Annotated in this window: 18 protein-coding genes and 1 pseudogene; 8 read left to right on the top strand and 11 right to left on the bottom strand. The window is 35.5% G+C overall.

Annotation, left to right across the window (positions count from 1 at the left end; translation table 11 throughout):
• Window positions 1-3 precede the first annotated feature (3 nt).
• Window positions 4-1,170 (top strand): MalY/PatB family protein, encoded by a 1,167-nt coding sequence (locus tag DLD54_RS08500; protein WP_109918941.1) that lies wholly within the window; start codon window positions 4-6, stop codon window positions 1,168-1,170.
• Between the two features lie 241 nt (window positions 1,171-1,411).
• Here DLD54_RS08500 and DLD54_RS08495 read toward each other — a convergent pair whose 3' ends face one another.
• The 6 genes from DLD54_RS08495 to DLD54_RS08465 form a co-directional block, all read right to left on the bottom strand.
• A complete protein-coding gene (locus tag DLD54_RS08495) occupies window positions 1,412-1,897 on the bottom strand; it encodes a hypothetical protein (RefSeq protein ID WP_038524699.1) in 486 nt (161 codons plus the stop codon).
• Window positions 1,890-2,708, bottom strand: a complete 819-nt coding sequence (locus tag DLD54_RS08490; RefSeq protein ID WP_034978475.1) for a DUF3100 domain-containing protein — start codon at window positions 2,706-2,708, stop codon at window positions 1,890-1,892. Before DLD54_RS08490 ends, DLD54_RS08495 begins: the two co-directional genes overlap by 8 nt.
• A 1-nt stretch (window position 2,709) precedes the next feature.
• A complete protein-coding gene (locus DLD54_RS08485) occupies window positions 2,710-3,975 on the bottom strand; it encodes a M20/M25/M40 family metallo-hydrolase (RefSeq protein WP_109918940.1) in 1,266 nt (421 codons plus the stop codon).
• A gap of 1,347 nt (window positions 3,976-5,322) precedes the next feature.
• The gene (locus DLD54_RS08475) at window positions 5,323-5,943 is read right to left on the bottom strand and encodes a Fic/DOC family protein (protein ID WP_109918938.1); all 621 of its coding nucleotides are present in this window, start codon (window positions 5,941-5,943) and stop codon (window positions 5,323-5,325) included.
• On the bottom strand, window positions 5,936-6,358 hold the full coding sequence (locus DLD54_RS08470; RefSeq protein WP_109918937.1) for a helix-turn-helix domain-containing protein: 423 nt from the start codon (window positions 6,356-6,358) through the stop codon (window positions 5,936-5,938). The genes DLD54_RS08475 and DLD54_RS08470 overlap by 8 nt, the downstream gene beginning before the upstream one ends.
• Before the next feature lie 474 nt (window positions 6,359-6,832).
• Window positions 6,833-7,198 (bottom strand): DUF805 domain-containing protein, encoded by a 366-nt coding sequence (locus DLD54_RS08465; RefSeq protein ID WP_109918936.1) that lies wholly within the window; start codon window positions 7,196-7,198, stop codon window positions 6,833-6,835.
• A gap of 159 nt (window positions 7,199-7,357) precedes the next feature.
• On the opposite strand from DLD54_RS08465, the gene DLD54_RS08460 reads away from it, so the two are divergent.
• The 7 genes and pseudogenes from DLD54_RS08460 (at window position 7,358) to DLD54_RS08430 (ending at window position 13,912) form a co-directional block, all read left to right on the top strand.
• Window positions 7,358-8,245, top strand: coding sequence for an SDR family oxidoreductase (locus DLD54_RS08460; protein ID WP_109918935.1), 888 nt, complete (start codon window positions 7,358-7,360; stop codon window positions 8,243-8,245).
• A gap of 147 nt (window positions 8,246-8,392) precedes the next feature.
• Window positions 8,393-8,878 (top strand): GNAT family N-acetyltransferase, encoded by a 486-nt coding sequence (locus DLD54_RS08455; protein ID WP_109918934.1) that lies wholly within the window; start codon window positions 8,393-8,395, stop codon window positions 8,876-8,878.
• Window positions 8,879-8,919: 41 nt separating this feature from the next.
• Window positions 8,920-9,312 (top strand): cytidine deaminase family protein, encoded by a 393-nt coding sequence (locus DLD54_RS08450; protein ID WP_167390942.1) that lies wholly within the window; start codon window positions 8,920-8,922, stop codon window positions 9,310-9,312.
• A pseudogene (locus DLD54_RS08445) lies at window positions 9,312-9,755 on the top strand (ASCH domain-containing protein). Before DLD54_RS08450 ends, DLD54_RS08445 begins: the two are co-directional and overlap by 1 nt.
• A 276-nt stretch (window positions 9,756-10,031) precedes the next feature.
• Window positions 10,032-11,597: an ATP-binding cassette domain-containing protein gene (locus DLD54_RS08440; protein ID WP_109918933.1), complete on the top strand. Its 1,566-nt coding sequence runs from the start codon at window positions 10,032-10,034 to the stop codon at window positions 11,595-11,597.
• Window positions 11,598-11,770: 173 nt separating this feature from the next.
• On the top strand, window positions 11,771-12,499 hold the full coding sequence (locus tag DLD54_RS08435; protein ID WP_109918932.1) for a gamma-glutamyl-gamma-aminobutyrate hydrolase family protein: 729 nt from the start codon (window positions 11,771-11,773) through the stop codon (window positions 12,497-12,499).
• Between the two features lie 9 nt (window positions 12,500-12,508).
• Window positions 12,509-13,912 (top strand): APC family permease, encoded by a 1,404-nt coding sequence (locus tag DLD54_RS08430; RefSeq protein WP_109918931.1) that lies wholly within the window; start codon window positions 12,509-12,511, stop codon window positions 13,910-13,912.
• A gap of 79 nt (window positions 13,913-13,991) precedes the next feature.
• On the opposite strand, the gene DLD54_RS08425 is transcribed toward DLD54_RS08430, so the two are convergent.
• The 5 genes from DLD54_RS08425 to DLD54_RS08405 all read right to left on the bottom strand — a co-directional run bounded on the left by DLD54_RS08425 (window position 13,992) and on the right by DLD54_RS08405 (window position 19,601).
• A complete protein-coding gene (locus DLD54_RS08425; RefSeq protein WP_109918930.1) occupies window positions 13,992-15,170 on the bottom strand; it encodes an MFS transporter in 1,179 nt (392 codons plus the stop codon).
• 74 nt (window positions 15,171-15,244) lie between these two features.
• Window positions 15,245-16,123: an AraC family transcriptional regulator gene (locus tag DLD54_RS08420; RefSeq protein ID WP_109918929.1), complete on the bottom strand. Its 879-nt coding sequence runs from the start codon at window positions 16,121-16,123 to the stop codon at window positions 15,245-15,247.
• Window positions 16,124-16,195: 72 nt separating this feature from the next.
• The gene (locus tag DLD54_RS08415) at window positions 16,196-17,092 is read right to left on the bottom strand and encodes an alpha/beta hydrolase (RefSeq protein WP_109918928.1); all 897 of its coding nucleotides are present in this window, start codon (window positions 17,090-17,092) and stop codon (window positions 16,196-16,198) included.
• Between the two features lie 149 nt (window positions 17,093-17,241).
• Window positions 17,242-18,228, bottom strand: a complete 987-nt coding sequence (dapF, locus tag DLD54_RS08410) for a diaminopimelate epimerase (protein WP_109918927.1) — start codon at window positions 18,226-18,228, stop codon at window positions 17,242-17,244.
• 20 nt (window positions 18,229-18,248) lie between these two features.
• Window positions 18,249-19,601, bottom strand: a complete 1,353-nt coding sequence (locus DLD54_RS08405) for an aspartate kinase (protein WP_109919029.1) — start codon at window positions 19,599-19,601, stop codon at window positions 18,249-18,251.
• Window positions 19,602-19,637: the final 36 nt, after the last annotated feature.

Here is a 19,637-nt window from a genome sequence, read left to right as displayed (position 1 = left end):
ATAATGGCTAAATATGATTTTGTTAATGCACCAGATAGAAGCGGCACGGACTCAGTCAAATGGCACGTTAAAAAAGGCGAATTGCCAATGTCAATTGCTGATATGGATTTTAAAACAGCCCCGGAAATAATTACGGCAATGAAGGAAAAGGTTAATTTAGGTGTTTTTGGCTACGAATGGCCTGAAGACGATTATTTTAAAGCCGTGGCTGATTGGTTGGAAAAGGAACATGGTCATCGCCCGCAGCAAGAATGGGAGATTTTCACCACAGGTGTGGTACCAGCAATTTCAGCAATTGTGCGGCGAATTTCGCATATTGGTGACAATGTTTTAGTGCAAGCGCCGGTTTATAATGTCTTTTACAATTCAATTGAAAATAATGGTCGGCATGTTTTGTCCAACGACTTGCAATTTAATGGTTCAAATTATACAGTCGACTGGGAAGATCTTGAACAGAAATTGGCCCTGCCGTTAACAACACTCATGATTTTTTGCAATCCGCATAATCCCATTGGCAAGGTATGGACTCAAGAAGAAGTTCAAAGGATTGCTGATTTGTGTTATCAACATCATGTGGTACTTTTGTCTGATGAAATTCATGGTGACTTGGTGCGGCAAGGCCCAAGTTATACTCCAAGCTTTTCGGTTAATGGCTCTGCACGTGACAATGTTATTTCGTTAGTTTCACCAAGTAAAACTTTTAACGTTGCTGCTTTACATGCAGCGACTGCGATTGTGCCAAATAGTAATTTGCGCGCTATGGTTAATCGTGGTCTTAATAGTGATGAAGTGGCTGAACCAAATTTGCTCGCCATTCCGGGAACAATTGCTGCTTATGAACATGGTCATGACTGGCTGCAAGCATTGATTAAACAGTTAAATGTTAATTTTGCTTATGCTCAAGAATTTATCAGTAAAAATCTACCGCAAGTTAAAGTGGTTGCAGGAAATGCAACATACTTAATTTGGTTTGATGTGGAACGGATTAGTACAGATTCACAAAAATTAGCAGAGTTTTTAGAAAAGGAAACAGGACTGGTTTTATCACCGGGAAGTATTTATCGCGGCAATGGTAATAAATTCTTGCGGATGAACCTTGCCTGTCCGTTAACAACAGTTAAAGATGGCTTAGAACGGTTAAGAGCAGGACTAACAAAATATTCTGCTTAAGCATAATAAAAAATTGTATTGTTTCATGTGAAAATGGAAAAGTAATGAGCCAAATAGTTAGAGTAGAAGATTATATGATATTTCCCGGGAAATAATAACGTATAGACTGATACGTGAATTAAAGCTATTAAAAGTATTTGCTTTTTTGGCAATAAACTTATCCTATTTTATAACATGCAATACAAAAAAGCCGCTTAAACTAATTAAAGTTAGCGCGACTTTTAGCTCTTTAAAACTACTTTTAATGAAGATTGAGAGCAATTTGTGAGATTAAGGTATCCATAAAGTACATACCAAAGAAAACAAAAATTGCTACTATTAAAATCTTCCAAGATATTTTAGTCAGTTCTTTCAAACGATGGGTAACTGATATTCCAGCAAATGCTAGAACAGAGGTTGTTAGTGAAAGAAAGTCTACAGCATTAATAACACGAACACAGTAGGGACTAAGCAAACAAAAAATTAGAGAAACAATTGAAACCCAGCCTAGAATAGGGAAGCCCTGAATGATTTTCCAAGGTACTTTTTTCATCAGCATACTAATAACTATGCCTAGTAGTGAAAAAAGCCATAACATACCCAAACCAATGAATGTGTCAATAGTAATTGGTGTGCTTTTGGGATTTCTAATTAACTTAACCCATTGAACAAATAATACTAAGCTAATACTGAGTAAAAGAATGACAGCATCTTTAAATAATTCATATAAATTGTTTTCTTTAGTCATGATCTGGATAAACTTCTTTCTTTTTGTCTAGCAGGCTGGTAATGTGTGTGTACATGAATCTTTGCAGAGGCACTGCCAAGAAGTACATGATATAAGTACCAATAAAACTAGTTAGTAACTGACTGGCCGCGGCAAAGGACAAAATAGTGTCACTGTGTTTTGGTACCAAAGCTGCTAAAGACGATGAAGCTGCAGTCATCATTGAACTAGAACCAACACCAGCACTCATTGCGACAGCTTTATAGTTAAAGCCCATCCCTAGAAGAAGTGGAGCAAGGATTGAAAAGATAATTGAACCAAAAATGGTACCAATTAAATAAATTCCGAGTACGCCACGACCCTCAGGGGAATTTAGCGTGTATTTTTCACTAATATATGCTAGTTCACCTTCACGGCCTAAGCCTAACGTTGAACCTATAGCTTCTTCTCTTAAACCAAGTAATAGTGCCACAGGTAAACCGAAGATAATCGTGCCTAAATTACCTAATTCGTGGACTAGAAAAACCCAACCAACAGAAATAATTTCATTGATTTTAGGGGCCACATTCGCTCCATAACGTGCCATTAAAGGCAACATGATAAGAATCATGTATTTACCGGCAAATTTCACCCGTTTATCATTGTAAAGTTTCTTAATAGGTTTTGCTGGGATTAAATAAACTAAAATAGCAATAATTACCGCAAATACTAGAGGTAAGATAGAGATTTCAATTTTGCCGATTTTAAATACTTGGGTACTAATCATTTCAGAAACTGTATCTATTAACAACACTAAAATGATTAGCGGGCCGTATGCTTTTAAATATTTCATTTTATTTTGCCATCTTTTCTAATTCAGTTAAATATTCTTCTTTTGTTTTCTTATAGGTTTTTACCTGATCCAAGTTATTTGAAATCTTAAGAATACTGTTAAAGACAAATTCAGGGAAAATTGCTAGAACAAACTCAGGATCAACTAGGGTAAAGTCATCACCATGAATAGTTCCGTTCCAACCACCATAACCGATTTGGATGGTTGGTATTAAAAAACTGACATCCCCAATATCACCTGCCGCCATTGTGTAGCCCCGATTTTCGATTAAACCGGTAATTTTTTCATCTGCAGAGAAGACATCTTTCACAATAGCGCTCATACTTTTACTGGAGATCAAAGGTAGGTAGCCAACTTGCCTTTCAGACTCAACTGAGCCACCAAGTGCTGATGCACAGCCTTCTGCTGCCTGTTTAAAACGGTTCATTAATTTTTGAGCATTATCTATATCGAAAAATCTTAAATCTGTCCCCATCTTAATGTGATCAGGAATTACGTTAATTGATTCATGATTTTCACCAACAATTACGGGATTAAATCTTATACGATTGGGATCCTTAATTTGCTGACGCTGCAGAGCTAAAGCGGTATTAAATAATGTTGCTATGCTTTGAGCATTAATACCTGCATCTGGAGCGAAAGCCGCATGACTGGCCTTGCCATAAAAATCAAAATATTCAAAATTAAAGCCCGCGAGATCACAATTAATTTCGATAGTTCGTTCATCAAAGTCTTCACCTATTGCATGAACTGAAACACAATAGTCAATATCGTCAAAAATGCCGAGTTTAATAGCCTCTTGTTTGCCACCAAAGTAATCTATTTTTCCTGCTTCTTTTTGCTGTTTTCTCCAAGCAAGATCAACAAATTCTTCGGATGGAGTGAAAATAAATGCTAGATTAGCACCAAAATCTTTAAGTCGGTGATTGGTAATTATTTCATTCATAATTGCTAGTGCGGTAGTGATTTGTGTGTAATGACCACAAGCTTGAGCAGCACCAGTACTCGTATCTGCTACTTTGTGATTAGGCTGATAGAGTGAATCCATTTCGGCAATAATTCCAATGGTTTTTTGGCTACCATTAGTTAACGTTACTTTTAAACCTGTATTGAGATAATGTTCGACTTTTAACTCGGGACTAATTTTGTTAATTTCAGCTTCAATCTTGCTAGATGTTTTAAATTCTTTATAACCAAGTTCTGGATTATGAAGTAAAAAATCAGCAATTTCAGATAGTTTAGCGTAATATTTTTGAAAACTTGACATTAGATCCTCACTTTTTGCTTTCTTATTATCGAATGTGACAATAATAAGAATAAAATAAAATTAAAAACTATGCAAGAACAAGAAGATTGGGTTGTATTATTAAAGTTCGTATTTTATATTTTTCTAGCAAAATATGTTACTAGAAGGCAGGTAGCAATGTTTAAACGAAAAGATGAAGCAACTACAAAATGATGTGATCTCCAAATTTAAGACAAATTTGGGGGTATTTTTATCGTTAAATAAGATAAAATTGAAATCTATCAGCTTTAGCATGATTATTAAATTGTTTCTGGTGAATTAGGTCCGCGTTATCAGGTTGGATTATCTAATACTAATTACAACCTAGCCATGCTTACACCTCATTATTTTGTTTGGCTTTTAAAAATTTCGACAATAGATAGTTGAATTTATTGAATACACAATGAACTGCTTTTTTTATTTTGAAAAAGTAAAAAAGTAGATCAATGAAATCACAAAAAAAGCAGATAAATCACAATTTAATGATTTATCTGCACCCGAAATTATAGTTTAATTATTGTTTTTAGAATAGAAATAGTCGAGAGGTTTATCTGCATTCGTAATTATAGTTTAGTTATTATTTTTAGAACAGAAATAGTCAAGAGCTTTATCCGTAAAAGTAAAAAATATAAAATATATTGCAAGACTAATTAAAAACATCAGAAGATTTCTGCCACTAGACCAAAATGGCCAACAGTTTGGGAAAAACTTTTCAGTCAAAATGCTGCTTATCATTATGGAGAAAAAGTATGCAAAAAACTGATAAAGTTTAAAGTGTTTGGGCTTACTTCTAGATCTTTTTTGACTTACCGTTAATTTTTGTTTATTTGTTTCCATAATAACACTCTATTTTTTAAAAGATAAAAGTTGCAATTGGACTTAAAGCTAAATTAGTCACTCCTGAAATTGCTAGTTTTGAATTTTAAATTAATCATCCCTTTGCTGCTAAATTTTTAGTACCGGTACATTTTTAAATTATATGAAAATTTTAATCATAGGCAAGTGATTAATTTCATACAAATATCATTAACTCTGTGACAATTATATCAATATTTTATATACATTTAAAAAATTGTATATTATAAGTATTGCTACTGCTGCTACTACATCAAGCTAATATCCAATTTAAAGCAAATAATTAAAACACTTTCATAATTAAAACTGTTACTAAATTAACTAATATCATTCAACTAATTATTTCAGTAGATACTGGTAAAAGTTTGGTTTATAAATGCAGTTTTTAGTTGATAATTTAGCCATAAAAATATCCCCGAATTTAGGTTAAATTTGGGGATCATATCACTTTTATGCTTATTTAAAAGGCTATAATCATTCATTTTGATTGAGGTCTTTAGACGTTTTCATCTGTTTAGTTAGAAGTTTGAACGCAGCGTCACGACTAGGTAAGTTTTGAATTTTTATTAAACTAGAAATTTGCTTTACATCGGCATTTTCCTGGGCAGCAATCATTTCCTCATTCTTGCGTGGATAATCAATTACTTGCCCATGATTAGCTGCATAAGCAAGTAAAAATACCTTGCAACTTCGACCATTCCCTTCTCTAAATGGGTGCATAAAATTTATTTCATCCAGTAATTTAGCATAGTCTGTTGCTGCTAAGCCTGCTTGTTTGGGTTGTCCATGAATAATATCGTTGATATTTTTCTCTGCGTAACCAAAGCGTGAATGATCAAAAAATTCATAGCCATTTTTTTGAAAATTACCCGGACGATATTTACCTGCCCAATCATATAATTGGCCAAACATAATTTTGTGTATTTTTTTTAAGTCGCGAATATCAGAAATTTTAGGCTTAGAACTCAAAAAAACAAAAGCCCTTCTTGAAGACTGGAGGTATTCTAAATCTTCTAGCTTTTGTTGATTTTTGATATTTTGCTTATTTTTCATTACACCATTGTCATATAGTGTATCTTTAATCCAGTCACTCATCGCTGCCCTCCCAAATTTCCATAATTTCTTTAACTTCCTCTGGGTCTGGGTTAAGAACTCCATCTAATACGCTCTCAACATCTTTTTTAGTTGGGTTCCAACCTTCCAAATGACTAGCCTCAATAACTCCTCTTAGCTCAAGATACATAGCTTTATCAGACACATAAACGCCCTGAATAGTTTGATTTTTATCGTTAATATCAAGTTTATATTCTTTGGGTTGTAACATATTTAGTAGATCGCCCGCTCTTTCATTTAAACCAGTTGCAAAAGCATTAAGCACCCTTACCGACCAGTTTTCAAGTGGTTTAGTTGCTGCTTTTCTCAAAGTACTAGCGGAAACTGCACTTTTTTCTGCAACTTCTACAATACTAATATTTTTACTCTTCAATAGTCTATTAATTGTTGTCTCCATAGTATTTTCACTCCTAAAACTCTTAGATCTATTATACCATAATAGGACAATTAATTTACCGAATATGGTAAAAATACTTACAATTTTTGAATTAAAGCCCTAAACTTTCATCTGACTTTTCCATATTTTGTTTTGCAATCATGCTAGCAAATTCTCCAAGTTTCTGGTCTAGTTTTTTCTGGTTACTGAGTTTAGTTATATTAAAATCTATGTGGCGATTTAACTATAATTCAGGATTGCTTGTCGATTTTTAAAATTGCATCTGCATTGCTTTTGCGTGAACCTGATACACCAATATGAGATTCATTTCATTACGATCATTGAGCCGAGGGTAAACATAAAGTAGTATAATGCAAGCCGTATCCAATCTTGGTTATGTTGCTAGCGTAAGTATTGGCTACGAAAGAAAAAGTGCAATAATTGCACTAAAAGTACATTATTGCACGTGATTTATATTAGAAAAGGAATTACATTTTAATCGTAATTATTTGCCTTGGATGGTAACAGCATTAAAATGACAAACCAAATGTCGCCAATGATTGGGATTATCATAATTAGAATCCACCAAGCAGAGTGATTGCTATCATGTAAACGGCGAAAACGCAGAGATAGCATTGCAATCCAGACAACGAAGGAAATAATGAGAGAACTAGTCTTAATACTCCAGTCGCCCCAAGTATAAATATCATTAATTGAATGGCCTAAAAGACTCTCAACTAAATGTATTAAGATAAAAGCCAGAACCCAATTAATAATCACCGGCCACCAGTATTCTGAACGACTAGCAGTTCCAGAAAAATTAAAGATATTCTGCCAGAATTTTTTGTATGATTTAAACATTAAGTACATCCTCCTATTACACCTAATAAATTCATAATATAGCATCGCATTTAATTGGGCAAAGATAATGACTTTTTGTTAATTAATAAGCAATATTTTTGTTTTATTATTATAAAAGCGGTATCTTGAAATTGAATTTATTGAAGGGAGAAAGTAGAAATGGACAATAATTTATCAGACCCGTTAAAACGTTATCATCATGATGATTTTCCTAAGCAATCGCAGGAATATCCAGGCGTGCAAAGTAAAATGGATCCTACGCCTAGTGGCGACATGGCTGACTATGAAGGACACGGCTTGTTAAAAGATCGCCATGCACTTATTACTGGTGGTGATTCTGGTATTGGTCGTGCTGTCGCAATTGGCTTTGCCAAAGAAGGAGCCGATGTAGCAATTCAATATCTACCGGCAGAAGAATCCGATGCTAAAGATACAGCTGAACTCATTAAAAAGGCTGGACGTAAGGCAGTTTTGCTGCCAGCTGATTTCCGTAAACGCGGCGAAGCAGAAAAAGTTGTTGAAAAAGCTGTCAAAGAATTTGGCAGCTTAGAATTACTGGTCATGAACGCAGCTATCCAACAAAATGCTGATGGTTTAGAGAATTTGTCAATGGATCAAGTTCACGATACCTTTGAAGTTAACATCATCTCCATGTTTGAAATGGCTAAAGCGGCTGTGCCGCATATGAAACCGGGCAGTGTAATTTTGACCTCGACTTCTTTAGAAGGATTTAGTCCATCACCAATATTGCTTGATTATGCCGCAACTAAAGCGGCAATCGTCAGCTTCTCTATTAATTTAGCTCAAAGTCTTGCTCCAAAGGGTATTAGGGTTAATAGTGTTGCTCCTGGCCCAGTTTGGACACCTTTACAAGTTTGCGGCGGTCAACCAACTGAGGCTCTTGCTACTTTCGGTCAAGAAGTACTTTTGAAACGTGCAGGACAACCAGATGAAATAGCTCATGTTTATATTTTCTTAGCTTCAAACTTGGCAAGTTATGTCACAGGTCAAGTCTATGGTGCTACAGGTGGACCAGCTATTAATTAAAGGGTAACAAATAAAATTTAGTTTCCGTTTTTACTTAGTGTAATAAGTAAAAACGGATTTTTTGTCGTAAATTTGCTTTTTGAATGGGGTTTCCGTATATTAAATAATTAATTAGTCTTTAATATTTAAAAGAATAGAGGTGAGGAAATGAATAAAAGTATTTTTCAAAAAATAGCAATGCTGTCGCAAAAAAATGCCTTGATTATTGCGGATAAATGGCATTACAACGGACAATACGCTTTTTATGATATGAAAAATGATCAAGAAGATTATGATGAAATAATTTCTCCCCAATTGCGTAAAAATAATTACTTTCAGGTTTTGGATGAAGATGATAATTTAGTCGCCTTCTTTTGTCTTGATCCAGATAAGGAGAAAAAAGAACAAGTTGAAGTTGGCTTGGGATTGGCTCCAAATTTAACTGGTCGTGGTTTAGGCAGCGAATTTATGACGGTTATCGAAAATTATGTTAAAAATAACTATGATTATCAAGTAATTGTTTTAGCGGTAGCTGAATTCAACCTGCGTGCAATTAAAGTCTACCAAAAGGCCGGTTATGTCAACACAGGGACAGAAATGGTTCATTCAAATGGCGGCATCTATAAATTCAATATTATGTCAAAGAAAATTTGAACGTAATCTATAGACAATTTATAAAAAATGAGGGGAAAAAGATGGATGAAAAATGGCAAAAAATGTATGAAGCAGCTAAGAAAGTACAAGGATTCACCGCGATTGGTCCCCATATGGAAGCTGGTGGTGTCGCTGCTGCAGTTATGACAGAGTCAGGAAATATTTATACGGGAGTTTGTGTTGACACGGCTTGCGGATTAGGTGTTTGCGCAGAACGAAATGCTCTTTTTAATATGATTACTAACGGTGAAACAAGGATTAGCAGAGTTTTAGCATTAATGGCAGATGGTAAAAATGGTGCGCCGTGTGGAGCCTGTCGCGAATTTATTGTTCAACTAATGGAAAAAGATTATCGCCATGTTGAAGTGATGCTGGATTATGAAAGTGGGAAGGTCGCTACGATGGGTGAACTGACTCCAGAATGGTGGTTATAATGGACGAGAAAGTAAAACAATTCTGGTATAACTTTTGTCTTAAACACAATTTGGCTCTTGATACTAAAGTTGATGCCTGGGCTTTTGGTTCTAGTAAAGAAGATGCAGATGAATTGGCTGAACTAGTTGACAAGGGAATCAAAACTGCAACAACTTCGGAATATGTACCTGGCTATGAAGATATTTAAAATATTGGCGATTGGAACATAATTCTTGATGGTCAGGGTGAACCTGTCTGCGTTGTTCAAGATAAAGTTGTAGAAATTATTCCTTATAATCAAATTTCTGCAGAACATGCTTATCATGAAGGTGAAGGAGACCGTAGTTATCAGTACTGGCGCAAAGTTCATGATCAATTCTTTGAGGAAGAATTTAAAGCCAATGGTCAAAAATTTTATCCTCAGGCACCAATGGTATGTGAAATTTTTGAAAAAGTTGAGTAATTAGGCTGTTGAAAAATTAAATAAATATGATATAGTTGAAACAATTTAGGAAAAGAAGGTATTGCAAAAAATGGAGAATTAATTTCTGGTTTTATTAGTAAGCAAAAAAGTTTGATAACCAATGCTTTTATCATGCATTTTTGCCGATAATCAGAAATTAGTACTGTTCTCTATGCAAGGTGGCACTTTAATTTCACCGCTTTTTGTGCACTGCTAATCAAATTATGGGCAATTTGGTTATCAGTGCTTTTTATTTAGCAAAAAGCAGGTGCTAGTATGGAATATATTAGAATAACTAATCTCACCGTTGAAAATCGAGACGGAACTTTGTTTTATGCCCCACATTTGAACATTCAAGACCATCAAATAATTGGTTTAATAGGTGATAATGGTGTAGGTAAAACCACATTGATTAATACTATAGCTCAAGTATCCACAATTTTTAGAGTAACGGGACAAATTCAGCGCCACTGTCGCATTGTTTTGGTGCCACAACTTTTAAATAATGATGAGCAAAGTGGTGGGGAAAAAGAAAAAGAAGCCATTACTCAGGCAATAATCAGATTGGGTCAAGCCAGAGATTCTTTGTTGATTCTGGATGAACCAACTTCTAATTTAGATATTGAGCAACAAAGATGGCTAATTAAAGCCTTAAGTAGTTTAAAACAACCAATTTTGATAATTAGTCATGATCAGTCTTTTTTACAGAAACTTGTTAATGTTATTTGGCACATTAAAGATCATCAAGTTCATGAATTTAAGGGTTCATATAGTGAATATTGTCGATTTCTCACAGCTGAAGAAAAAAGAAAAAACATAGAATACCATGAAAAACTAACTAAAATTAAAAAACTAAAGAAAGATCAAAGAGACGCTGAAATAAAGTCTCAAAAGGCTACCAAGAAAAAGAAAGATATGTCTTGGTCGGATTGGAAAATAAAAGACAGCAGCAAGATAGAGAAAAGGCTTAGCCGAATTAGTACTCAATTAAAAAAACGTATAACTAGCGAAGAAGCTTTACTGGGAAAACCACAAGTCCATCATACAATTACATTAAGTAACGTTAAGACCACAAACTTAGATCTATCACAAAAAAGTAGTTTAGTTAGATTAGGCATTCAAGACGTTGTCTTACACGGAAATAATTTGTTCAGTATAACAAAAGAATTGCAGATAAAGGGAGGAGAAAAAATTGCATTAACTGGCAAAAATGGTGTCGGAAAATCAGTTTTTTTAGCAAAATTATTTCATCAAAAACTTAACGCTTGGTTTAATCCGCAATTAAAAATCGGTTATGTTAAACAGAATATTGCTCAAGAAGCTGCGGAAAGGGAGACAGTGATAGAAACAATTTCTAAAATCAGTGTTTTTGATAAAACAACTACTATGCAACTTTTAGGTGATTTACATTTAAGAAGATTTCTGAATAACCAAGTCTGTGATTTAAGTGGAGGCCAGCTAGTTTGTTATAAATTGGCAAAGGTGCTATTAGGTGAACATAACTTACTGATACTTGATGAACCAGATAATTTTTTAGATATTTCGGCTATTAATGCTCTTGAGACATTTCTAAAAAATTATCCGTTTGCTATTATTCTGGTATCTCATGATCAGAACTTGCTGAAAAATTTGAATTTTGCAATCTGGGAAATAAAAAATCATAAATTAATTACGGCTAGTGATTTTTCCAGTCATAAGAATACCAACATTGATAATCAGATTAATTTGCTTCAATTTAAATTAGATAAACTAATTACCGACCCCAATGTTTCATTTAAAGAGATAGAAAATATTTCCCGGGAAATAAATAATCTCAAACATAAAATCTCTAAAGAGAACTAAGTTTTATTAATTGGGACAACAGTAGCAAAAATTATGGATGGCTTGTTTTACTTTAAGTATTTTACTGTAAAGCAAATTAAGGGGTCAATATTAAAAACAAATGGCACACGCAAATTGCTAATAACTATTATAATGTTAATAACTAATAGTATAAGTTTGATTAAGGAGGAAAAATGACTAAACCAATTATTGGTATTGCGGGATCGGAAATGATTGATTCTGGTGGAATGTTTCCTGGTTATCGGCGTAGTTATGTGAATGAAGACTATGTGGATTCTGTTGTTAAAAACGGCGGCGTTCCCTTTATTATCCCTTTTACTGCTGATGATGAAGTTATTAAAAGCCAAATGGCTCAAGTTCAAGGACTGATTTTATCTGGTGGTCATGATGTTGATCCCCATTTATATGGTGAGGAACTAATGCCTAAAATTGGTCCAATTTGGCCCGAGCGGGATCATTTTGACATGCTTTTATTAAAAATTGCAGAAGAAACTAATAAACCAGTTTTGGGAGTTTGCCGAGGAGCGCAAATTATTAATGTGGCGCACGGCGGCAGTCTTTACCAAGATGTTAGCTATCGCACTCAGCAGACATTAAAGCATGAGCAGGGGCATACACCAGATTTACCTACGCATAAAATAACTATCAAAGAAAATAGTTTATTAGCTAAAACATTGGGTGTAACCGAATGTATGGTTAATTCTTTTCACCATCAGTTAATTAAGAAGGTTGCTCCTGATTTACTTGAAGTTGCGGATGCAAGCGATGGCGTCCCGGAAGGACTTGAAAATAAACAGGGTACTGTTTTGGCGATTCAATGGCACCCAGAAATGCTACATAACAATCCTAATACTAAGTATATGAATAATTTATTTAAATTTGTGGTTGAAAATGCCAAGTAGGGAGTAAATATGACTCAAAACAAAAACGCAGGAGACAAACTTGGCTTTTGGTCGATTGTTCTTTTAGCTATTAACTCAATTATTGGTTCCGGTATCTTTTTAACACCTGGTAGTGTAGTTAGTCAGGCAGGGAGTAAAGCTTTAATTGTCTACTTCATTGCTGCAATTTTTGCCTCAGTCTTAGCTATTTCATTTTCAGCAGCCGCTAAATATGTCACTAAATCTGGTGCGTCTTATGCTTATTCTAAGGCTGCCTTTGGCAATAATATGGGTTTTTACGTCGGCATTTTGCGTTACTTTTCCGCCAGTGTTGCTTGGGGTGTGATGGCTGTCGGTGTTATCAAATCAACTATTTCTATTTTCGGCGGCAATCCGGATAATTTTTTAAATGTTACTATCGGCTTCTTAATACTAATGCTGCTCGTTACAGTAATTAATTTATTCGGGCAAAAATTTGTGAAATTTGTGATGAATATGGCAACAGTAGGGAAATTAGCTGCATTAATTTTGATTATCGTAGCTGGCGTTGTTTTATTAATTACAACGGGAGCTACACACAGCCTATCATCTGTTGATCAAATTACACAAAACGGCCACAAAATCGTACCCGCGTTAACTACTACAGGCTTTGTGATGGCTGTTGTTTCTGCCTTTTATGCGTTTACGGGCTTTGAATCAGTTGCTTCCGGTTCTGAAGACATGCAGGAACCAGAAAAGAATTTACCTAAGGCTATCCCGTTAGCCATTCTAGTTATTGCCGCAATTTATATTGGAGTAGTAGCCGTGGCAATGGTTTTAGATCCCAAGTCCCTCATGACAACTAAACAAGTAGTAGCCATTAGTGCAATTTTTAAAAATGAAGTCTTGCGGGATATAATTTTAGTGGGTGCGCTTATTTCTATGTTGGGAATAAATGTCGCTTCTAGCTTTAATGCACCGCGCATTCTGGAAGCAATGGCGCGTGAGCACCAGCTACCGGCAACTTTAACAAAAAGGACTAAAAATAATTTTCCCATTAAGACATTTTTTATCTCTGAAGCACTGGCAGTCTTAGTACCTTTATCATTTCAATTTAATATGACAAACCTGATTACTTTGAGTGCAATGGTCAGATTTTTAGGGTTCATTATTGTTCCTTTAGCAGTAATTTGCTTTTATTATGGTAAAAATAAGCAGCCAATTTTACCAGCCCCTAAAAATGTTGTAACTGACATCTTTGTACCAATTTTGTCAATAGTTTTAGTAATCTTTTTGCTGGTTAAATATAATTGGCAGGCGCAATTCGGCATTATTGAGAATGGTCAAGTCGTTGGTGTAAACTGGTATGCAATCATTATGATGATTTTCGGCTTCGTCATTTTGCCGTTATTCATGTTTTGGTTCTCCAGAAAAGAAAGAAATGAGCAACAATAATTTGCAACAAAAAATTATGCAATTAAAAAAGAGTTGAACGTGCAAGAGCGCGTCAACTCTTTTTTAATCTAGCTATTTCTTAGTGCTTTTTGACTTTAAAGTAGTGGATTAAGCTATAGCAAAATAGAATAGCCATACCGGCACCCGCCATTGTCATATCGGCACGAGGTGAACCATTGCCTAAACTGCTGCCCAGCCAATCAATAATTGTTGGTGAAGCGGCGCAGCCAACATTTACAAGAACTAAAGTAATAGTTGTAGCAAAGTTGACTGAATTTTGCGGTGCTGCTTCATCTAGCCAATTAAAAATATACGGTACGGATAGACCAAACCCAGTGCCTAAAACAATAACAGCAATCACCAATACTGGCAGGTTAGAAGCATAAGCAAGAGCCAATAGACCAACAACTTGTAGTAATAAGCCAATTGGTAAGATCAAATTTTGCAGTTTCTTTTTTAAATAGCCATAGCACATACCAACAGGAATACCAACAAGAGTTGCCACACTCGAAACAAAAGCAATTTGGCTCACATTGGCAATTCTTTGTGTAGTAGCCAATTGCGGCAACTTAAAAGTCATTGGCATAAAGAAGACGTACATAAAGAACATGATTAAAGAGATCTCCACTACGCTACCGTTAATCTTATTTTCTTCTTTAGCTGCCGGGGCTCCAGTATTTGTTTCACTACTTTTTTCGTCAGGCAATGATACCACTAAACCAAACAAGAGTATGATTGGTAATGATACTAGGTAGATTGCAAAAGTTGCATGCCAGCCCAATACGGCTAACAGACCAACACAAAAGGAAAATACTGCAGCACCCACACTACCCATCGAGTTTTGAAAGCCAAGCATAGTTGATAATTCATCGCCTTGATAGAATTTGGACAAAAGGCTAACTGCTAAAGAATTAAATAGCCCAATCCCAGCTCCTAAAAGAAAACGGGAAATTAAAATTGGTGTATAGCTTGTGCCATATATTGGGTAAGTACCTGCCAGCAGGGCAACTGCTAGCCCAGCCATAACTGTTGGCTTAGTGCCGATTAGTTTAATTAAAAATGGACTTATAATAAGACCAACGACAATGCCAATATTAGGAATCGTACTTAATGTTTCGACAGCTGCTCTTGAAACTTGTGGAAATGATGAGTACATCAATGGCAATACTGAAGAAATTTGTGGCGCTATCATTAGCAATAGCGATATTGATAATAAAGCGCATTTGAATAACCCAGATTTAGGATTAATTTTTTTCATATTAACTTGCCTCTTTTTTACTGAATATTAGTTTAGTAATATATTACTCTTTTTTTGCATATAAAATAGCGCTTTCAGTAGCTTGAATATGGCGCTGAGGAACTTTTTCTGATTTGCATACTAGTTTGTCCGTAATAATCAACCATTGCCCTGTTTAATGAGCGAATGCCACTAAAACCATTATTCATTGCAATTGCTGTAAGAGTATTGGCAGTGTGACGCAAGTCCTGATAGGCTTTTTGCGCCCGAAAATTCTTGAGATATTTTCCGATAGTAGTTCCCATATTTTGGTGAAAAACTCTTTGCAGATATTGTCGTGATAAATGACAACTGTTTGCAATATCTTGTGGCGTGATCGGTTCTTGATAGTGGTCTTGAATATAATCTAACGCATTACGCAAATGTCCTGTAATAATTAAGTTACGTGATATTTGGCACTTGTTATCACGTGGCTTTAAAAAGTATTTGAGCAATATCTTTAAAACCTTATAGCTAAGAATAGTTAAATCAAGATTTTTAAAAGTTGCAGCAGGTGCTAATTTTGTTGCAATAATTTTACTTAGTAAAGTTTGCAGATGATGATATTGTGTTGCTTGTTCTACGCTTAATTCTTCAATCGGCTTTACTTCAAACTGATAATGATCCATTTCAGGAAACATTTGTAATACTAAAGAATAAGGGAAAAGCAGGGTTAAAGCCAAATCATTTTTAGTGCTGTTAAGATTGCGCACGCTGTGAACAACTTGGGTATTAATAATTAAAATTTCGCCCGGTTGGGTTTGGTAATCTACACCGCCGATGATAAAATGGTCAATTTTTCCCTTTAATGTAAAGCTCAGTTCAATACTTTGATGCCAGTGGGGAGGTACTTCTGAGGAGCCCGGGTATTGATGAACCTTAATAAAAACAGGCAGTTCATCTAGCTGCACCAACTCATGCTTGTCACTTGCCATGATGTTTTCTCCTTTACTAAAACTGGTCGAACTAAAAAAGCTACTAGTTCAACCAGTTTTGGTAATTATTATTTAATTGAGGTATTTACGGAAGAAGTCCAGCTCATCTTCGTTACATTGCTTTGCCAACTCATCTTTTTGGTTAATGTGGAAAACATGTCCGCGAGGATTATTACTGTCACCATAAAAATGTAGTTCGTGATAAATATTTTTGGCATGTAAGTATCCGGAAAGCATGTAGGCATTATCACGCAAAAAGTCATCGGTAGAGGTCATGATAAATAAAGGCGGCAATGCAGAAGTTAGAAATTGTTCTACATTTAATTCTTCGTGTTTATTCATGCGAATTTCGGGTCTGAAATAAGCCTCGGGTGCGCCGGCAATGGAATTAATTTCCGTTAAGAAGTAAGCGCCACAGTTTAAAGCTGCTGCTTTAATGGTCAGGTTAGGAACAGAATAGCCAAAATATTTACGGTATTCATTGTTAGTGTAAACTGCTAAAATTTGTTCACCCATTTGACCGCCTGCACTGTCACCAACTATAAATACATTGTCTAAGTCAAACTGATATTTAGCCGCATTTTCTTTTTTGGCTACCCAATGAAATACACGGTTAACATCATCTAATTCGCCCGGATAAACAACGGCGGGTGCCAAGCGATAATTGGCGTTGACGACTGCAAAGCCTGCTTTAGCTAGAGCTAAGCAATAAAACTGGTAAGTTTCCTTAGTGCCATATACCCAGCCACCACCATGGATATTGATAATAACCGGCAGTTTAGCATCAATTCTTTTTTGGGGTAAATACACATCAAGAATCTGATATTGTTGATCTTGACCGTAAGGCACATTATCAAATCTTTCTACTTCAGGTATTTGTGTTGGCAAATCAGCGTCGCGCTGGTCATCACCTTTTTTAAATTCTTTTCGCATTTCCTGCACTAATTTTAAATAATCTGGTTCTGCCATTTTACAGCACTCCTTTTTGTGAAATCGCTTTAACAAATATATTTTACTTCACTATTATGAAAAAGAAAGGCTATAAAGTCACTTCAAAATGGCTATTAAGCAGCTCAAATTTTTATTTTAGTACAATACTTTATTACCAAAATTACCCTTTACTTGTGATGTGTTGCCATAAATTTCTGGTAAGCTTCATTTTCTGTAGTTGATGTAATCTTAAAGTTACTAAAGTCCGGCTGTTTTTCGTGTAATTCACCTTCTGTAACCTCAATATAGTGCGTAACTGTCGCATTACCTATTAATTCTATCCAATAGCTATGTGCACTCCGATGCACTTTAGTTTGAACAAATCCTCCGGGATTGGAGATAGTTAGTAACTGCCCAAAAAGGTGTTCCTGCGGACAAGTTAATGCGTAAACCAGACTTGCGGCAGACATGCCAGTGCCACAAGCATTGGTAAAACCCACACCCCGTTCGAAAGTGCGCACAAATAGATGATGCGTATTCAAAACTTGAGCGAAACTAACGTTTACGCCGTCTGGAAAATAAGGGTTTTTCTGATTTAACCTTGTTCCTAGTTTTTCCAATAAGTTACTTTGTAAAATGTTATTTGGCACTAAACTAATCAAATGTGGGTTGGGAACAGCAACTGCTGAAAATTTTAAATTAGGTGCAAATTCGGGAACCTTTTGATTAATTAACTCAGTAGCGCCTAAATTGGTAAACGGGAGATCACTTGCCTGAAAACTGACAGGGCTGATTTCAACACTGACTGCCTTAACGTCTTGAGCCCAATCCAGCTTGCAGCTGACACGCAAATCACTCTGCATAGTCTCAACTTTAAATGTTTCTTTATGATATTTTTGTGCTAAATAGCGGCCGACTGTCCTTAGGCCGTTACCACACATTGAAGCAAAAGAGCCGTCAGCATTGATGACCTGCATTTTACCTAAAACTTGGGGATGGTGTGACTTGCTGACTACAAGCAAACCGTCCGCGCCATTTAATAAACCTGTGTTGCGTCTGGTTATTTGCTGTGCCAAGTTGACTAGTTCTTCTTTAGTTAATGGTGCTTTTAATTGGGTTTGATCAAGCAGAAAAAATTGGTTTTGCGAGCCATGAACTTTTTGTAGTTGTACCATAAAGTTTCTCCTTTAAATATTTACTTAAAAAATTGCTGATAAATTTCTTTAACTGCCGCTGCTGCGTCAGCTCTTTTAGTGCCCAGCATGATAGAAATACGTGAGGCACCCTGATTAATCATGTGGATTGCGACGTGTTTCTGCGCCAACGGCATTGTAATATTCTTCATTACGCCAATCTTGTTGCGCATTCCTTCTCCTACTACCATGATGATGGCATAATCATCAAACCATTCTAGTTGGTCAGGTTGCAATGCTTGTTGAATTTCAAAACACATTTGCTGGCGGATTTGCTCATTAAATTGTCTTTTGTCAAAAATAACAGTCAGATCATCAATTCCTGATGGCATGTGTTCGTATGAAATATTAAATTTATAGAAAATTTGTAATAATTTAAGTGTAAATCCAACCTCTTTATTTAGTAAATATTTATGTAAATATAATGCAGCAAAATGACTAGAACTTGCGACCCCAGTAATTATGCTTTGGGGATGAAAATCATGCTCGGGAACAATCATTGTTCCTGGTAAATCAGGGTGGTTAGTATTTTTGACATTTATGGGTACTTGACCCTCAATTGCAGGAATGATCGCTTCATCATGGAAAACCGAAAAGCCAGCGTATGACAGCTCCCGCAATTCGCGATATGTCATAACTTTAATTGCGTGGGGGTGAGTAATAATTCTGGGATCAGCGGCATATATAGCGTCGACGTCGGTAAAGTTCTCATATAAATCTGCTTTAATCCCCCGTGCCCAAATTGCGCCAGTGATATCTGATCCGCCACGGGAAAAAGTAGCAATTAAGCCGTCTTTGGTAATACCGTAAAAGCCGGGAACAACCAACACGTTATCTTTGTTAGACCACTTTTCTAAATTTTTGTAAGTTTCTGGCATCACTTGGGTGTCATTAGCGTTGTCAGTAACCAAAAAGCCCGCTTCTTGGGGGTCAAGGAAGTAAGCTGGTAAATGATAATTTTGTAAAACTAAAGCCAAAAGTTGTGCGTTAAGTTTTTCACCGTGAGCTTTAAAGCTAGCCATTAAATAGTCTTGATTAGGGTAATCAGCTTTTGGCAAAGCAATTAGTTCTTGCAGTAAAGGTTGTAATAATTGTTCAGATATTTGAAAGTAAGCAGCAATATCATGATACCTAGACCAAATTGTTTTTACAGTTGAACTGCAATCCTCTTTATTAATTGTTTTATGTGCAAACTCAATTAATAAATCTGTTACTTTAATGTCATTTGCAAATCTTTTTCCTGGAGCAGAAGCTACAATTACTTTACGAGTCTGATCAGCTTTAATAATATTTACTACTTTTTCAAATTGCTCCCCGTCTGCAAGGGAACTGCCACCAAATTTAACGACTTTCATGTTAATACCTTTCACAATTAAATTTAATTTTAAGTA

The organism is Lactobacillus helsingborgensis, from assembly GCF_003173695.1.
GTDB classification, from domain to species: Bacteria; Bacillota; Bacilli; order Lactobacillales; family Lactobacillaceae; genus Lactobacillus; species Lactobacillus helsingborgensis.
Note: the sequence above shows the minus strand (reverse complement) of the source record. Positions and strands in the feature narration are given on the sequence as shown.

Excerpts from the sequence above, each read along its gene's own strand:
- DLD54_RS08500 (WP_109918941.1), top strand. The coding sequence starts at position 4 with ATGGCTAAATATGATTTTGTTAATGCACCAGATAGAAGCGGCACGGAC.
- DLD54_RS08495 (WP_038524699.1), bottom strand. The coding sequence starts at position 1,897 with ATGACTAAAGAAAACAATTTATATGAATTATTTAAAGATGCTGTCATT.
- DLD54_RS08490 (WP_034978475.1), bottom strand. The coding sequence starts at position 2,708 with ATGAAATATTTAAAAGCATACGGCCCGCTAATCATTTTAGTGTTGTTA.
- DLD54_RS08485 (WP_109918940.1), bottom strand. The coding sequence starts at position 3,975 with ATGTCAAGTTTTCAAAAATATTACGCTAAACTATCTGAAATTGCTGAT.
- DLD54_RS08475 (WP_109918938.1), bottom strand. The coding sequence starts at position 5,943 with ATGAGTGACTGGATTAAAGATACACTATATGACAATGGTGTAATGAAA.
- DLD54_RS08470 (WP_109918937.1), bottom strand. The coding sequence starts at position 6,358 with ATGGAGACAACAATTAATAGACTATTGAAGAGTAAAAATATTAGTATT.
- DLD54_RS08465 (WP_109918936.1), bottom strand. The coding sequence starts at position 7,198 with ATGTTTAAATCATACAAAAAATTCTGGCAGAATATCTTTAATTTTTCT.
- DLD54_RS08460 (WP_109918935.1), top strand. The coding sequence starts at position 7,358 with ATGGACAATAATTTATCAGACCCGTTAAAACGTTATCATCATGATGAT.
- DLD54_RS08455 (WP_109918934.1), top strand. The coding sequence starts at position 8,393 with ATGAATAAAAGTATTTTTCAAAAAATAGCAATGCTGTCGCAAAAAAAT.
- DLD54_RS08450 (WP_167390942.1), top strand. The coding sequence starts at position 8,920 with ATGGATGAAAAATGGCAAAAAATGTATGAAGCAGCTAAGAAAGTACAA.
- DLD54_RS08440 (WP_109918933.1), top strand. The coding sequence starts at position 10,032 with ATGGAATATATTAGAATAACTAATCTCACCGTTGAAAATCGAGACGGA.
- DLD54_RS08435 (WP_109918932.1), top strand. The coding sequence starts at position 11,771 with ATGACTAAACCAATTATTGGTATTGCGGGATCGGAAATGATTGATTCT.
- DLD54_RS08430 (WP_109918931.1), top strand. The coding sequence starts at position 12,509 with ATGACTCAAAACAAAAACGCAGGAGACAAACTTGGCTTTTGGTCGATT.
- DLD54_RS08425 (WP_109918930.1), bottom strand. The coding sequence starts at position 15,170 with ATGAAAAAAATTAATCCTAAATCTGGGTTATTCAAATGCGCTTTATTA.
- DLD54_RS08420 (WP_109918929.1), bottom strand. The coding sequence starts at position 16,123 with ATGGCAAGTGACAAGCATGAGTTGGTGCAGCTAGATGAACTGCCTGTT.
- DLD54_RS08415 (WP_109918928.1), bottom strand. The coding sequence starts at position 17,092 with ATGGCAGAACCAGATTATTTAAAATTAGTGCAGGAAATGCGAAAAGAA.
- dapF (WP_109918927.1), bottom strand. The coding sequence starts at position 18,228 with ATGGTACAACTACAAAAAGTTCATGGCTCGCAAAACCAATTTTTTCTG.
- DLD54_RS08405 (WP_109919029.1), bottom strand. The coding sequence starts at position 19,601 with ATGAAAGTCGTTAAATTTGGTGGCAGTTCCCTTGCAGACGGGGAGCAA.